Genomic DNA, 14,781 nt, shown 5'->3' with positions numbered 1-14,781 from the left:
CTAGTGAAAAGTACAGAAACCGTAGGAGGGAGTGCATTTTATTTTTAAAAGAAAAAGGGGACTTTGTCAGGCTACATCTTTCTCTTTTTGCATGGGTAATATCTAGTTGTCTTCTTCTACTTCTCGTAATGAAGTAAAACGTTTCCTGAGCCAAAGCTCCTCGTTTCCTTCAATTTCAAGGTTTGTCTTCCACTCGCATCATGAAATAATGGTTTCCCAGAACCTAGAACGACCGGAGTGACCACAAATAAATATTCATCGATGAGTTCCTCATGAGATAACTGCTGTACAATCGATCCACTTCCGAAAATAACGATGTCCGCTCCATCTTCGTGCTTGATCTCTTGAACGAATTTGCCGATATCCCCATTCACTAACCTGGAATTCTCCCAGCTTGCACGTTCCATCGTTGAAGAAAATACGATTTTGGTCATCTCGTTTAATTCATTCGCCATCGCCCGAGCCCCTGCTGGTGCATTCGGATTATTAGCCACTTGGGGCCAATAACCTTCAAACATCCGGTAGGTCGCTCTTCCGAAAAAAATCGTATCCGGATTCATCATCTCATGCGCGGCTTTGTCAACTTCAGGATCATGGATAAACCAATCGATTTCACCATTTAGCCCCTTATAAAAACCGTCTATAGATACTCTGTTAAACATAATTACTTTTCTCATGCGTGCCTCCCTATTCCTGACCTGTCACCTTTGTCGTTGTACAGTAACTTCGTCAATTAAGGGCATTTTCCTCCGTTTTGCCTGAATGACTAAATAAAGGCTGGTCAGCACCGCGCCAATCGCTCCGCAAATAATATCTGTCATCGTATCCACCAAGCTGCCGTTTTGTGAATTTAATCCAAACCAATGATCCGTCGTGAACTCATAAATTTCCCAAACCCCTGCCATCGCTACGGAAAAAAAGAGACTTAGCCATATCGCGACTTTTGCGCTTGGCGTGACGGATTTGTTCTCTACATCGCTTGCTTTCCCATAAATAAGTAAACCCACGAAACAAAGGATGACACCTGAAAAGAGATGCTCAACTTTATCCAAGTAAGGAATGACACTATAAAATCCGAATTCATTTGCCAAAAACATCGTTATGAAAATGAACAGCAGCACACAGAACCTAAGCGCCGGAAACATCGTGCTCTTGGTTAGCTTGACAACCCCTCTGATCAACAGCAGTACCGCTGCGATCAAGACGGCCTGCCACATTTTCGGCGGAATCCCTTTTATCAGAAAATATACAAAACACACGGCCGCAAGCACATACAGCGCCAGTTCAAAAAGATCGTTACCTCTGTCTTTTCGCATAAGCTTATGCATCGCCATCTCCCATTTCACTATGGTAATAATTACTATCTATCCTTTTAAGAAGTATATTATTCCCAGATTGCAGGTAGTGATACGGAATCGGAGTAAGTTTAGTTATAACCATCTTATACCGTTGACGAACTAAAACCTTAAATTTATATTGGAAATATCTGATTGTCATAGAAAGCTTGCAAAAGGAGGACAACCTTTGCCAGAACCTCACGAATCTACAGCTGTTTCCAACGATGATTATCTCCATCTTAGGGCGGATTGCGAAAACTGCTTTGGACTATGCTGTGTAGCGCTGCCCTTCTCCGCTTCCGTCGACTTCGCGGTTGACAAACAGGCCGGACAACGCTGCCATAACCTGGGAGAACACTTTCGCTGTGGCGTACACCAGGATCTAAGGAAAATCGGTTATCGCGGATGCACCGTATATGATTGCTTTGGCGCTGGCCAACAAGTCGCTCAAGTGACTTACAGCGGTAAGGACTGGGTGAAAGCCCCGGAAACGGCGAAACAAATGTTTGAGGTGTTTCCTATCATGAGGCAGCTGCATGAGCTGCTCTGGTATTTGACCGAAGCGCTTGAGCTTGAGCAGACGCAATCGATCCATGAAGCGCTTCGCTCAGTACGGGAAGAGACGGACCGACTCACCTCCCTTAGTGCTGAAGCGCTCTTGAAGCTTGACATTGCGGCACATCGTGCCAATGTGAATGTCTTGCTCCTGCAGACGAGCGAGCTCGTAAGAGCAAGCGTTCAGCGTCAGCAGAAAAATTCCCGTGGGCGTCAAAAGAGCTACGGACGTAGTGCGGATCTCATTGGCGCCAATCTCCGGGGCGCTGATCTTAGAGGAGCGCACTTACGTGGCGCTTATCTGATCGCTGCCGACCTGAGAGAGGCAGATTTGCGATCAGCGGATCTCATTGGGGCTGATTTCCGGGACGCCGACTTAAGTGGCGCTGACTTGACGGGAAGCCTCTTCCTCACGCAGTTCCAGATCAATGCCGCCAAGGGGGATACGTATACCAAGCTTCCGAAATCGCTTAGCCGCCCGCCACACTGGACCGCCTCCGCCTAGACGAAACAAAAGGCTGGACTAGAATGTCTTCGCAGACTTCTAGCCCAGCCTTTATTCAGTTACTTACTTCCACTTCTGAGCTTCCGGACCTCTGAGTTTAATGCCGCTTCTCTTCTGATAGAGCTCATTTGCAGCCTTCAATGCATCGTTCCCGCCTTTGGACTTCCACTCTTCGATAACCTTCGGCCAATCGCTGATCGGCTCCTTGCCATACACCATTTTAACCATATGTGTGAGCAGTACAGCAGGCGCTGTATCGGATAAAGGCGCTATGTCCGGATTTTTCTGCATAGCTTCCAAAATCGGATCAAATTCCAAGCCGCCACGTCCTTCATTCGGCAAAACGGTTTCAAACGTTTTGAGCAGATCCTTCCCCTCCTGCGTAGTGCTCAAAATTTGTTTGCGGAACGCATCGTCCTTGACCATATGAAGGAAACCGCTCAGATAACGCTGTTCGGATACCTCTGCATCCGTCTTCGGTTCTGTCGGCAGCGTCAAATCGAACCACTTGTCAGCCTCTTCCGATGTTTGCCATTCAAAGAACTTAAGAATGCCTGGAATTTTATCCTTTGCTGTCTTCGCATTGATTAAATAGGAACGTGCACCGGATGAGTATAAATATCCCCCACCTTTACCGTCAGGCCCGACCGGAGAAGGAATAATTTTAATTTTCGCATCAGGCACGGCTTGCTTTAATTGCGTTTGCCACTGCAGCAGCTCCTGCGCGTTCATTTCCCACATGCCGGCTTTCCCTGATAAAATGATGTTTTTGAAATTGGTCGGATTAATCGTTGCAAATTCTTTATGAATCAACCCTTCATCAAACATTGTTTTGTACATTTGCAAAGCCTTTTGCATATTTTCTGAGTCAAAAAATTTCGGCTGTACCTTCCCGTCAATGACTTCAAATTGGCTGAGGTACGGGTAAACATCATAAGCGCCAAAGAAAATATCCGCATATTTAAAATCTTGGCGTCCCATGAACGGGTGCTCTACACCTATTTTCTTAAAAGCGCGCAGCATGTCAAGGTACTCATCAACCGTTTTCGGATCCTTCGTGATCCCGGCTTTCTGCATCAAATCTTCGCGTACCCAAGTCGCTCTGCGGGAAGGCTGGGAAATATATTCCGGAATCGCATATATTTTACCATTCAGCGTCACTTCGTCCCATGCCGCTTGTGGAATCGTCTTCAACAAATTCGGCGCGTACTGCTTGATAAGGTCATTCAATTCAAGGAAAACGCCGGCTTGAACAGATCCTGCAAGCTCTTTACCACTCGTACTGGCTCCCGCCTGAACGACGTCTGGAATGTCGCCTGTTGCAAACATCTGAACCATCTTTTTCTCAAAATCTGCATGCGGCACTAAACGGATATCCAGGTCTGTATTCGTTTTCTTCTCCAGCTCTTTCACCCATTTGTCCTCGTTCAAATTCGCTGCTTTTTCTACATAATCAAAATTCAATGTACGCAAGGAAATGCTGAATTTCGTAGGTCCTTGCGGCACCACAGGTGCTGCGCTCGCCGTTGCAGGTGAACCTGCAGATGCCGCAGGAGTCGGCTTATCTACATTTGAGCTGCAGCCAACTAGTCCAGTCGTTAGTGCAAAAGCCATCGTACATGCCATCCATTTTGACCTTCTCATCGTACCCCTCATTCCTTTACATGTTATGATAAAACGAAAGCGCCAAGCGCTTTCTGTTCAACCCAGAATCGTAGATCATCCGGCTCATAAATGTTGGCATGCATCCTGTTGTAACCGCTTCCAACGGTTTCTGCTTTCATCGTATACGAATCCGCGCGAACCTCATATAGGGTTCCTTTAGGGGAAGTCGGGTTTTTTTTAGGTTTTCCTTGGCTCCCTTGCGAAAATTAAAAAGACTGACTGAGAAGATCATTCCTGACCTCTCCAGACAGCCTTTATTTTTATTTCGAATCAAATAATGCCCAATCCGACTCGGTATAATTGCCCATGTACCATAAAGAAATACCTTTTAACCCATAATACTTCGCAAGCCATACTTTTTTATCCACACTAGCCGTATCTTCATAGTAAATATCGTGGCTGCCGCGATCATCTTGGAAAGAAATCTCCCTCAGGAAATAAGGCAGGCTCATCGATTGATTAACTCCTGGTGATGCAAGCCTTTTCTCCACAGCTTCAATCTCCGGATTATACAGTTCAGCAACTCCGTTTGCTGTGATCCATTGATTAGCCTGCTTAGATATCCCCAGAACCAGCTTTTCTTTTGGAACAAACGCTAATGTGCGTTTCACCGCATCGTTCACCAGCGGCAATGGAGCAGAAGGAAGTTTACTGTCGTTATGCGTAAAATCATAAGCCATGAGAACAACAATATCTGCCAAGGCATTAATTTCTTTTAGATCATAACCTTTATAGTAATAATCAGGTTGAATCGTCACCGTTAGTGGGTAGGTGGGGATTGCCGCTTTCAACGCTTTCAGAAATTGGCTATAGTCAGGTGCGCTAGTTGCATCCATTAGCCCCTCAAAATCCATGGTTACTCCGGTAAATCCATATCTGGCATCCGTAAGGACCCCTTTTAAAGATTGGATAAACGCTTTTTGCGCCGGCTCGTCCTTCAAGAAATCCTTCAGAGTCTTCTCTCCGTAATAAACCATCAAATTTTTCTGAATGTTGGCTGTATTCGCTGTTTGAACAACTTCCTCCCACCCGGAAGGAATGTGATATTCGGTCGTTGTTGTCTCCAATTGGGCGTTACCTGGTGTTTCGTATTTCAAATGCGACCATCCGAACGTAACTTGATCGAGCAGCGGCATGTGGTTGATGGCAGGGTATGAATTAATCGCATAAAAACCTACCGTATCTAATTCGCGAGTGTCTACTTCTGTCTGAATCACACGATAAATGATGGCAGCCGCCTCTTTGCGTGTCAGGGATTGCTTGGGGTGAAAACCAAGTTGATCGCCTTCCATGATTCCTTGTTTGACCGCATAGTAGGCATATGGCAGCAGATTTTGATTCAAGGCATCGCTATCGGCAAAGTTTCTCTTGTTCTTCTCGTTTTGCCAGCCTTGAAGTGTCCAACTGTTGCGAGCCTCGGCAGTCTGAGCATCGAGCAGCGCTTTCCCGACAATGCTGGCCACCTCTTCTCGGGTTATCGATTGATCCGGGTGAAACTTCCCCTGCGAATCCAGCATAAAATCTAGCCATTTCCGCTCATATGCCGCAGATACGAATGGGTATGACCATCGGCTTTGTTCAACATCTACTGGAGCACCCGCCACACCGGAGCCAGAAGCAGCCTCCTCCCGGTTGGCATTCATCAGTAATTTAATGAACGCCTCTCGCGTTAGCGTTCCTTCCGGTTTGTACGTTAAATCCGAATAACCGTCAATAATACCGATCGCCGATAACGAATAGACCTCATTTTGAAACCAATCCTCATTGGTAACATCCGTAAACGGTTTTAAGGAAACGTCATACGCGTAGGCGGTTCCTGCCGAGGCCAATACGAACAGCGCAGCAGTTTGAACAACCGCTTTTTTTAACATAGACAATAGCATTCTCTCCCCTCTGTCCTAATTTGACGTCATGAGAGAGAATTAGTTGCACAAAATGACGAAAGCCTTACGGCAGCAGCTTCTTTTCATGTAAGTGATCAAAAATAATTTGAACCACGCGTGAGACTCGATCCCTGTCCTTATATGACAGCCATTCCAATTCATCGATTTCGGATGCGGGACTGAGTTCGCCGTCGAAATCTGCCGTATAACAAGCCATTTTCACCACAATTCCCTCAGCTTTACCGTCTGCTTGCGCTTCGAAATTCCCGAAATGCGCCACCGTCTCCGGCTTAATGTGTACCGAAAGCTCCTCCTCAATTTCCCGAATCAGCGTCTCGGTATCCGTCTCCCCAGGGTCTCTTTTACCTCCAGGCAAGTAATAGAGCTCTTTCCCCTTCGAACGTGTCCCTAATATTTGTCCATCAACGATACGTATCAGCGCAATCTTATCAATAAAAGTCGTCATGTCTTTTTCTCCTTATCTTGAAACTCTATTTTCTATTGAAGCGTATTAAAACAATACCAAACCAAACCAAATTTCTCAAATTACTCGAAAAAGGAAGTGATGATTAATGAGAAAATCCATGCTGCTTTTCGTCGTTCTTTCATCCATGATGATAGGAGCATGTTCGTTCCTCGATGGGGCGAATCAATCATTGGATTACGTGAATCAAGCCACGGCGCACATTTCAAAACTTAGTACATTTGCCGAACAAGCCCCACAGCTAATCAAAGACGCCGCTACGAATCCTGAAACAAAGATGAAGCTTGAAGAACAGTTACTCGCCTTAAAAACGGAAATTGAACAATTCAACTTGAAAAGTGTACCTGCTTTCGCAAAAGATATTCACGAGCAATTAGTTGAGAAAAATAAAGTTTTGTTAGATGAAATTAATCAAGTGGTAGTAAATGGACACCTGGCGCTCGACAAACTTCAAAACTCTCAAATCCTTACTACAATTACGGACATTACGGGGTTAATCAATCGGATTTCCAATCTAGGCAGCTAACAAAAAAGAGTTAAGCGATTTATTCTCGCTTAGCTCCTTTTAACTTTTTATAATCGAATGTATTACTCTTTCTTAGCTTCGTAATGAAGCACCAGCACACCCGAAGGAAGTACTTTGGATGATAGGAGATTCAACCGTTTGGTCGCCTTATCCTCTTGAAATAAGCGCGTTCCGGTCCCTAGCACAATGGGACTAACCGTTAATCGATACTCATCGATTAAATCCAAATCCATAAACGTGTGTGCGATGCTCGGGCTGCCGAAGATAACAAGGTCTTTTCCCGGCTGCTGCTTGAGCTTTCCGATTTCCTCTGCAATATTCTCGTTAATGAGCGTTGTGCGGTTCCACTGAACTTCCTTTAGGCTTTTGGAAATCACAATTTTCTCAACGTCCTCGATCCAATTCGCATGATCGATATCATGTTGCGTGCTTTCAAGATCGTTCAGAACAGTAGGCCAATAGCTCTCCATCATCTGATACGTTACGCGGCCATAGATGGGAGACCCCACTGTCTTTACGATCTCATCCGCAGCGTTCATCAAATCTTGGTCATAGGAGATCCAATTCAATTCCCCATTCGGTCCAGCTACAAAACCATCCAGCGATACGTGTACAAATAATACAACTTTTCTCATTGTCATTCTCCTTTAGTTTGATAGTCTCACTTCATTTTAGTGGATTCAAACTATAGGACACAACCTCTCATGAATTTCTATCACAATTTCAAAAAATATTCTTATCGTGGATAGTAAGAAAATCCCGGATAGTTGACGACCGGCCATTTTTCTTTGCGCAGCGCGTTGATAAGCTCAGGTCCAACATGCAAATTGCCTTTCACAAGCTCCTGCGGCGTAAGTGCCATCATCTGGTTTAGTGAGACATCTTCAAACAGATTGCTTTTAAACATTTCAAGAAACCATAGGGATTCTGTTCCTGTATTTTGAATATAATGCCCCGTAGCAAATGGCACATAACCGACGTCACCTGCCCGGTAGTCAAACGTCCTGGCATTGCCATTGCCAAGAACCACCGTCATGCGTCCCTGACCTGCGAGGTAGTATTGCCACTCATCGTTATTTGGATGCCAATGCAGTTCACGCATAGCACCTGGTTCCACTTCGACGAGGGCTGCCGCGATTTTTTGTGAGATGGGAAAATTTCTTGAATCTACGATTCGTACACTACCACCGGGAGTTTTGATCGGTGTTTGAGCTAACAGTTGATATTTGAAACTTAAGGGGATTGTACCGTAAGGAGATTGCACTTTCTCACTTTCGAGCGGACCGGGAACGTTATCTTGATAAATGTAGACTTGCTCTGTCGGAATATTGTCAAATGCACTTATAGGAACACCGAAATTCGCAGACAACACCTCTATGGGCGTATGAGCAAACCAATCGGAAATCGATAACGTATGAAGGTCAGAGAAATTGCCATCATCGAAAACAAGCAGGAATTCGCAATGCTCCAAACCTTGAATCGAATGTGGAAGCCCTGGCGGAAAATACCAAAGATCACCTGGACCGACATCGGCAATAAAATTCCGCCCATCTTGATCTATTGCCGTAATACGCGCACGTCCGAGCAGCATGTAGGACCACTCCGCTTGTTGGTGCCAATGAAGCTCTCGAACACCGCCAGGTGTTAGACTCATATTCACACCGGCCAACGTCGTCGCGATCGGTAATTCTCTCGCTGTAATTTTCCGCGACCACCCGCCATGGTTTAACGTCATGGGAGTGTCAGAGAATGAAAACTTCAAGTTAGGCACCAATCCGGCATCGGTTCTAGGTGGAACCAGCATATTGGGGTTTTCCTTATCCCGCATGATATCCCTTGGACCCGTATCGATTCCACCGGCACCGTCATAACGGATGGGCTGTGGTACAATGCCGTTCATGCCTTGATTCCGTTTGAGAGAATCCATGATACCCTCCTTCTTCCGTGGCGATTATGATATCTCATTCTAAAAAATATATGTATCGTGCTGGCTGTACATGCTTGCACCTTGCACCTCGCTACAAGGGGAGAAATAAGCCTACTTGACCTCAACCACGATCGGATCAAGTAGTTTCCCATGCACATAAGGGAGCAGTCGCCAGCGCCCGACTTCTGGCAGCATCATTGATGTTGGGAGCGCTCTATCAGCACCATTAAGAGGTCCACCTAAAGCATTGGCTGAGCTCAATGGGTTTGAAGCATAAACATCGATAAGGTTATCAGATCCTTCTTTTATGGCTTTTACCTCGAACGGTCCATTTAATTTTTCTTCCGTTCCCCAAAAATGCCAAATATATTTCTGATCCTTTCCTGCTTTGAACCCTGCGTCGATAAAGCCAACTTGTTTTTCAAATCCACGCAGCAAATATACATCTGATTGGAACATGGGGGTTATTTCCCAGGAAGGAGATTGCATATTTATCATTAATGTTCCGTATAGGTTGTTATCTAATTTGACTTCGATACGCCACAATCCATCTAGTGGAAGTGCAAATCTGAGCGCGTACCTTTCGAGCCTAGGATAACCAATGTTTGGTTCTTTAATCACCTCAGATGAGACGGTTTCCACTAAACCTGATCTCAAGTTTACTGCTTGAATTGTCATTAATTTCCCCAAAAAATTCTCGAATGGTTCTTCAAAATGGAAAATGTAACCGTTCATTTCTCCAGCTCTTGCCTCGTGTTGAGGTGAAAGAGAAATGAGTAATCGCCCATTCTTATAATATTGTTTCTGTTCACTCATTGAAGCGGTTGCCATTCCGAAATAAGAAGGAACTATAGTCTGGAGAGTATCTTTTCTCGCAAAAATGAAGAAGCCAAACAAAACAATGGCTACAGGCAGTAGAGTTGCAACTGTTATTGAAGTGAACTTTCGGTTATTACTTTTGGTACTAGTTCGCATAAGTACTTTATTTTTCAACTGAGGTGTAAAATGACTGTCAGAAAAAGGGGATTGAGTCAATCTTTTTGCCCAGTAGGGGTTTTCTTCTTTCATATGTTATACCTCCTCATTTTGTAGTGCTAACAATTCATTCATTTTCTTCTTCGCACGATGCACCCTTGATTTGACGGTTCCGACCGAAACACTTATCAACTTTGCGATTTCCTTATGTTTTAGTCCATAGTGGTAATCCAAAATAAGGACTTCTCTATATTTTCGCGGGAGCTGAATAACGGTGTCCCATAATTTTTGATTTTCAAGACGAGTGAATAAGACTTGCTCAGCCGGAGGAGATGAGTCCTTTGAAACAAAGTGATTTGTTAGCGTTACTTTACGAAAAAATGCACCTTTTAAATAATGGATAGACTTATTTCTGGTTATCGTAAGCAACCAACTTTTGACGGAGCATTCTCCACGAAATGTATACATGCTGTTGTAAGCAGCCAAAAAAACTTCTTGTGATAAGTCATCTGCTACATCAGCTCTACGTGTTATGAAGAAGGCAAAGTTCCACACATCCTCCCCAAACTTATCCATTAAATCACACAATATACGATCGCGGTCGTAGCCATGAGCTAGAAATTGTAAATATTCCATTTGGTCCGACAATGTGTTCACCTCAATAGATAAGACCGTTCAACATAAAAAAGGTTCCAAGTAGAGTCAAAATTAATATTATTATTTTCTTGAAATTGAAAATAGTGTTTACTCTATCACGCTCCAATAACAAAACAAAAAGGCTATGATGAACTTCTTCATCATAGCCGATCTTTTGAAACCTAAACCACACCCATCCGCAACCGGTAACCGAACATAATCTCCCGTTCCACGCCACCAAAAACCTCAGCTACCAGCTCGCGGAAAGCTGAGAACTCCGCGCGCAGTTCCTCTGCGCCCAGCTTCAGCGCCGTTTGCAAGCCTCCCTGGCTGAATGCCAGATTCGCATAACGCTCAGCATCGCACGTTTCCCAGTTATGGAAAACGATCTCCCTCGCATATCGGAATAAGCCGGAATCGCGAATCTGCTGCAAATGTCCCTCTTTGTCCCATTTGTGGGCTTGTTGTTCGCTCGGAGCCAGTTCTAACGCTCTAGCATCGCCTAAAGCGAGAAGCCGCTTGTACTGTTCCTCAATCCTCCAGTCAACCGCCGGCGGCCAATCACAGTCGTAAGCAGCGAAAATCCCCCCGGGACGTAGTACGCGAGCGAACTCACGCAGTGTGCTTTGCGGCTCCATCCAATGGAAAGACTGCGAGCAAGTGATAACGTCAGCGGACGCAGAAGGCAGTTCCAGCTCATGCGAAAGCCTTTTGACAAACTGCATATTCTCAGGTTTATGTATCGCTTCCCACTTGCTAACGGCAACAGCGCGCATATCGTCACTCGGCTCAACGCCAATGATTTGATCGGCTTCATCAAGCCAAATAAACGTTGAAAGACCTGTGCCGCAGCCTACGTCAACAACGGTTTGCGGTTTATGCTGCAAGTACGTTGTTATCAGCTTAACGACCTCCTGCGGAGCCGTGGGACGATTCTGATCGTACAACGCGCCGAATCCGGCAAAACGCTGTACATTACTCGTGCGTACGTTCTCTATCATGGGCATAATCACTCCTTCTTTCATCTACAGCCCTAATTATACCTCATTCCACCTGCACAAAAGATGAAATTGTTTTAAAGTTAAACGAAAGAGCTGCCGCAGCAGCCCCTGAAAAAGCATTGTATGTTAATGCGTGACCATTTTTTTAAACAATTCATCGACCTTCTCCTGCATACTGCGAACCGTTGTTTTCTTATATTGCATACCTAGCCGAAGCACCTTCAGCTGCTGCCTGCGCGAAAGTTTACGAAACCGCGGTTCACGTTTCAGAAATGTACGGATGATCGACCAGCTGCTGACGGTTACCCGATCCGATTTAATGGCTGGAAGATCGTAAGGCAGCGGCCGCTTGCGAAAACGATCAACAAATTTCCCAACACTCGCAGATAGTTTGCTTTCATCGACAAGGCACACCGCTGATTGTTTATGCGTATGTTTTTTGAGGAAATTCAAATGCTGATGTCCGTCTATAACGACGTATCCTTTGTCTTTCTTGCTTTTTTGCACAACCAATAAATGCATCAGATCTTGCGCTACTTTTTTTAGTTCTTTTTTCCGCTGTGAGGTTTTGGTTGTGGTACTTTCCGGTTTAATTTTACTCAGCGATATATATTGCACGGTATATCTCACCTGTACCCCTCCTCGTCAAACCACTGTTTCATGTCATGAATTCCTTGATGTAACAGTGTATGTGGGATAGTGTCAGGTAGATGCTTGTTTGCTCGAAATTAGTCGGTTAACATCGCCCAGGGACACGCCATATCGCTCCAACCAGCAGGAATTTCTCCCCCATTGCTGACATAAACCGCTGAGAGAAGCTCAGTCACACCAGTCATCTGGCCATCGATTAATATCTCTTTAATCTGCGAAGGGGTACTTGGCACTAAGTCATTTTTGACAAGGCCAAACTGGTCTAATGGCAAGAACATAGCCAAACTTTTCTTATAGGAACAATGATTGGGAAAGCGCGGCGAACTACCAGAATCATATTTCGAAAGCGTAATTTCAAGGCCATGGTTCATCAACAAAGATGACGCATCAAATTCGAGAACGGCAAAAGCTTCCTCCGGCTCTCTTCTGGCATACGTTGCCATCATTTTTTGACAATCTTTCAGGGTTGGCCATAAAAAAACATGCCGATCCAAAAACGCCCGAAATTCCTCTTGTGTCGTAGAGGCGTCGATCATGCTATCTGCAATTCTCAAATGAGAATTGATCGTAACCTGTTGATTTTGATAGCTCAAATGCCTTGGAGCTAACCGACGCGGGCCATCTTGAGAAGGATCGATTTGATAACTTGAAAACAGCGTATCAAAATGCGCAATTGCCGGTAAATTTTTAGCCCGTGTAAAATGGTATAGCCTTTTTCTGTTTGGTGTTTTAGTGATCGCTGAGATGTTCGTGTCATTCATCGTTTTGCTCCTTATACGTCAACCCTCGCCATATTTTACCACAAGATCCGCATGAACATTCAAAAAGGGACCATCCTTACAGATCTATGACAGATCTTCAGGACAGCCCCACAAGTTTAAATGTTATGCGTGAAAATCTTGGCCGGAACGAACTTCTTTGACATAACCCGCACGAATAACGAAGTCACCGAAGTGCTCGCCATCCCAACGCTCTTTGGCATATTGATTGAAAATCGGACCTAGCGATTGTAAAATCTCTGTTTCGCCGATATTTTCTTTGTACAGCTTATTGAGTCGGTTACCCGAGTGGCCACCACCCAAATACATGTTGTATTTGCCAGGTGCTTTCCCGATAAACGCAAGCTCAGCCAGCATCGGACGTGCGCAGCCGTTCGGGCAGCCTGTCATACGAATCGTAATTTCTTTCTCGCTAAGACCTGCTTCTTCTAGCAGCGGATCGATTTTATCCATCAACTCCGGTAAATAACGCTCAGCTTCCGCCATTGCCATGCCGCATGTCGGAAGTGCGACACAAGCCATGGAGCTTCTGCGAAGTGCGGAGTAATGAAGACCATCTGTCAAGCCGTATTCTTTGATTAATTCTTCGATTTTTTTCTTTTTCTGAGCGCTAACATTCCCGATAATCAGGTTCTGGTTCGCCGTAAGACGGAAATCGCCAGAATGTACTTTGGCAATTTCACGAAGTCCAGTTAACAGCTGATAGCTGCCTTCATCTTTAACGCGTCCATTTTGGATAAACAGGGTGAAATGCCATTTGCCATTGCTTCCTTTTACCCAGCCATAACGATCTCCGTTATCGTCAAACTGATACGGACGCGGAGCTTCCAGTTTCCAGCCCAGACGAGCAGTCAGTTCTTCCACGAACCATTCGATGCCGCGGTCATCAATTGTATATTTAAAACGTGCATGTTTACGCACGGAACGATCACCATAATCACGTTGAATCGTGACGGTTTTTTCTGCCAAATCCACAACTTGATCCGGTGTAACGAATCCAATCACTTGAGCGACCTGCGGGTACGTCAGCGTATCGCCATGCGTCATCCCCATGCCGCCGCCAACGGATACGTTAAAGCCTTTCAGCTTCCCGTCTTCCACAATGGCAATGAAACCAAGATCTTGTGAGAATACGTCTACATCGTTAGATGGTGGAACGGCAATACCGATTTTGAACTTACGCGGCAAGTACACTTTTCCATAAATCGGTTCTTGCTCCGCGTCTTGGCTGTCGATCACTTTCTCTCCGTCCAACCAAATTTCGTGGTAGGCGCGAGTTTGTGGATCCAGGTGGTTACTAATGCGGCAAGCCCATTCGTAAACTTCACCATGCACATCCGAAAGGTAAGGATTAGGATTGCACATCACGTTACGGTTAACGTCACCGCAAGCTGCGAGCGTGCTGAGCAGCGAAGCATTGACTTCTTGAATCGTTTTCTTCATGTTCCATTTCAGAACGCCATGAAGTTGGAAAGATTGGCGAGTCGTTAAGCGAATGGTTCCATTCGCGTATTTCTGTGCTACACGGTCCATCATAAGCCATTGGTCCGCTGTTACGACACCACCGGCTGCACGTACGCGCAGCATGAACTGATAGGCCGGCTCCAGTTTTTGCTTTTGGCGCTCATTACGCAGATCTCTGTCATCCTGCATATAGCTGCCGTGAAACTTCATCAAACGGTTATCATCTTCAGGAATCGATCCTGTGATCGTGTCTAAAAGCGTATCAGCGAGGCTCCCCCGCAAATAATTGGTTCTAAGTTTAATGTGTTCAACGTCGCTATGCGGTGCGCTGTTCTTCGACAATAAATTGTTTTCTGACATATCGGCTCTCTCCTCTAGCAATCAACGGCTTCG

At 45.2% G+C, this 14,781-nt stretch carries 15 protein-coding genes; 2 read left to right on the top strand and 13 right to left on the bottom strand.

All coding sequences use genetic code 11. The features are described from left to right. Positions 1-116: 116 nt before the first annotated feature. Complete coding sequence (locus ACKTT9_RS17370; RefSeq protein WP_407872547.1) at positions 117-677, bottom strand: dihydrofolate reductase family protein; 561 nt, start codon at positions 675-677, stop codon at positions 117-119. 24 nt (positions 678-701) lie between these two features. After that, entirely contained in the window at positions 702-1,328 is a 627-nt protein-coding gene (locus ACKTT9_RS17365) for a hypothetical protein (RefSeq protein ID WP_407872546.1), read from the bottom strand. A gap of 196 nt (positions 1,329-1,524) precedes the next feature. Between ACKTT9_RS17365 and ACKTT9_RS17360 the strand changes: the two genes are divergently transcribed. Next, positions 1,525-2,397 carry a pentapeptide repeat-containing protein gene (locus ACKTT9_RS17360; RefSeq protein ID WP_407872545.1) on the top strand — a complete coding sequence of 291 codons (873 nt, stop codon included), beginning with the start codon at positions 1,525-1,527 and terminating at the stop codon, positions 2,395-2,397. 63 nt (positions 2,398-2,460) lie between these two features. Here ACKTT9_RS17360 and ACKTT9_RS17355 read toward each other — a convergent pair whose 3' ends face one another. The 3 genes from ACKTT9_RS17355 to ACKTT9_RS17345 all read right to left on the bottom strand — a co-directional run bounded on the left by ACKTT9_RS17355 (position 2,461) and on the right by ACKTT9_RS17345 (position 6,411). Then, positions 2,461-4,041, bottom strand: coding sequence for an extracellular solute-binding protein (locus tag ACKTT9_RS17355; RefSeq protein ID WP_407872544.1), 1,581 nt, complete (start codon positions 4,039-4,041; stop codon positions 2,461-2,463). Positions 4,042-4,322: 281 nt separating this feature from the next. Continuing rightward, on the bottom strand, positions 4,323-5,933 hold the full coding sequence (locus tag ACKTT9_RS17350; RefSeq protein WP_407873058.1) for a glycosyl hydrolase family 18 protein: 1,611 nt from the start codon (positions 5,931-5,933) through the stop codon (positions 4,323-4,325). Positions 5,934-6,009: 76 nt separating this feature from the next. Further along, positions 6,010-6,411 (bottom strand): NUDIX hydrolase, encoded by a 402-nt coding sequence (locus tag ACKTT9_RS17345; protein ID WP_407872543.1) that lies wholly within the window; start codon positions 6,409-6,411, stop codon positions 6,010-6,012. 106 nt (positions 6,412-6,517) lie between these two features. On the opposite strand from ACKTT9_RS17345, the gene ACKTT9_RS17340 reads away from it, so the two are divergent. Further along, positions 6,518-6,955: a DUF6376 family protein gene (locus tag ACKTT9_RS17340; protein WP_407872542.1), complete on the top strand. Its 438-nt coding sequence runs from the start codon at positions 6,518-6,520 to the stop codon at positions 6,953-6,955. Between the two features lie 62 nt (positions 6,956-7,017). Here ACKTT9_RS17340 and ACKTT9_RS17335 read toward each other — a convergent pair whose 3' ends face one another. From ACKTT9_RS17335 to cysI, 8 genes are all read right to left on the bottom strand, one after another. Then, the gene (locus tag ACKTT9_RS17335; RefSeq protein WP_407872541.1) at positions 7,018-7,590 is read right to left on the bottom strand and encodes a dihydrofolate reductase family protein; all 573 of its coding nucleotides are present in this window, start codon (positions 7,588-7,590) and stop codon (positions 7,018-7,020) included. A 101-nt stretch (positions 7,591-7,691) separates the two neighbouring features. Beyond that, the gene (locus tag ACKTT9_RS17330; RefSeq protein WP_407872540.1) at positions 7,692-8,882 is read right to left on the bottom strand and encodes an oxalate decarboxylase family bicupin; all 1,191 of its coding nucleotides are present in this window, start codon (positions 8,880-8,882) and stop codon (positions 7,692-7,694) included. A 111-nt stretch (positions 8,883-8,993) separates the two neighbouring features. Further along, positions 8,994-9,950: a DUF4871 domain-containing protein gene (locus ACKTT9_RS17325; protein ID WP_407872539.1), complete on the bottom strand. Its 957-nt coding sequence runs from the start codon at positions 9,948-9,950 to the stop codon at positions 8,994-8,996. Positions 9,951-9,953: 3 nt separating this feature from the next. Next, positions 9,954-10,505: an RNA polymerase sigma factor gene (locus ACKTT9_RS17320; protein ID WP_407872538.1), complete on the bottom strand. Its 552-nt coding sequence runs from the start codon at positions 10,503-10,505 to the stop codon at positions 9,954-9,956. Between the two features lie 170 nt (positions 10,506-10,675). Continuing rightward, positions 10,676-11,494 carry a class I SAM-dependent methyltransferase gene (locus ACKTT9_RS17315; RefSeq protein WP_407872537.1) on the bottom strand — a complete coding sequence of 273 codons (819 nt, stop codon included), beginning with the start codon at positions 11,492-11,494 and terminating at the stop codon, positions 10,676-10,678. Between the two features lie 126 nt (positions 11,495-11,620). Beyond that, on the bottom strand, positions 11,621-12,124 hold the full coding sequence (locus ACKTT9_RS17310) for a hypothetical protein (RefSeq protein ID WP_407872536.1): 504 nt from the start codon (positions 12,122-12,124) through the stop codon (positions 11,621-11,623). Positions 12,125-12,222: 98 nt separating this feature from the next. Further along, the gene (locus ACKTT9_RS17305) at positions 12,223-12,906 is read right to left on the bottom strand and encodes a DUF7002 family protein (protein WP_407872535.1); all 684 of its coding nucleotides are present in this window, start codon (positions 12,904-12,906) and stop codon (positions 12,223-12,225) included. A gap of 123 nt (positions 12,907-13,029) precedes the next feature. After that, positions 13,030-14,748: an assimilatory sulfite reductase (NADPH) hemoprotein subunit gene (gene cysI, locus ACKTT9_RS17300; protein ID WP_407872534.1), complete on the bottom strand. Its 1,719-nt coding sequence runs from the start codon at positions 14,746-14,748 to the stop codon at positions 13,030-13,032. Between the last annotated feature and the right edge of the window lie 33 nt (positions 14,749-14,781).

The sequence above is a fragment of the Paenibacillus sp. P36 genome, assembly GCF_045866505.1.
Lineage (GTDB): Bacteria > Bacillota > Bacilli > Paenibacillales > NBRC-103111 > Paenibacillus_E > Paenibacillus_E chondroitinus.
This window is presented reverse-complemented; position numbering and strand designations above follow the sequence as displayed.

Bases quoted from the DNA above. Each gene is read 5' to 3' on its own strand.
- ACKTT9_RS17370 (WP_407872547.1), bottom strand. From the start codon at position 677: ATGAGAAAAGTAATTATGTTTAACAGAGTATCTATAGACGGTTTTTAT.
- ACKTT9_RS17365 (WP_407872546.1), bottom strand. From the start codon at position 1,328: ATGCATAAGCTTATGCGAAAAGACAGAGGTAACGATCTTTTTGAACTG.
- ACKTT9_RS17355 (WP_407872544.1), bottom strand. From the start codon at position 4,041: ATGAGAAGGTCAAAATGGATGGCATGTACGATGGCTTTTGCACTAACG.
- ACKTT9_RS17350 (WP_407873058.1), bottom strand. From the start codon at position 5,933: ATGTTAAAAAAAGCGGTTGTTCAAACTGCTGCGCTGTTCGTATTGGCC.
- ACKTT9_RS17345 (WP_407872543.1), bottom strand. From the start codon at position 6,411: ATGACGACTTTTATTGATAAGATTGCGCTGATACGTATCGTTGATGGA.
- ACKTT9_RS17340 (WP_407872542.1), top strand. From the start codon at position 6,518: ATGAGAAAATCCATGCTGCTTTTCGTCGTTCTTTCATCCATGATGATA.
- ACKTT9_RS17335 (WP_407872541.1), bottom strand. From the start codon at position 7,590: ATGAGAAAAGTTGTATTATTTGTACACGTATCGCTGGATGGTTTTGTA.
- ACKTT9_RS17330 (WP_407872540.1), bottom strand. From the start codon at position 8,882: ATGGATTCTCTCAAACGGAATCAAGGCATGAACGGCATTGTACCACAG.
- ACKTT9_RS17325 (WP_407872539.1), bottom strand. From the start codon at position 9,950: ATGAAAGAAGAAAACCCCTACTGGGCAAAAAGATTGACTCAATCCCCT.
- ACKTT9_RS17315 (WP_407872537.1), bottom strand. From the start codon at position 11,494: ATGATAGAGAACGTACGCACGAGTAATGTACAGCGTTTTGCCGGATTC.
- ACKTT9_RS17305 (WP_407872535.1), bottom strand. From the start codon at position 12,906: ATGAATGACACGAACATCTCAGCGATCACTAAAACACCAAACAGAAAA.
- cysI (WP_407872534.1), bottom strand. From the start codon at position 14,748: ATGTCAGAAAACAATTTATTGTCGAAGAACAGCGCACCGCATAGCGAC.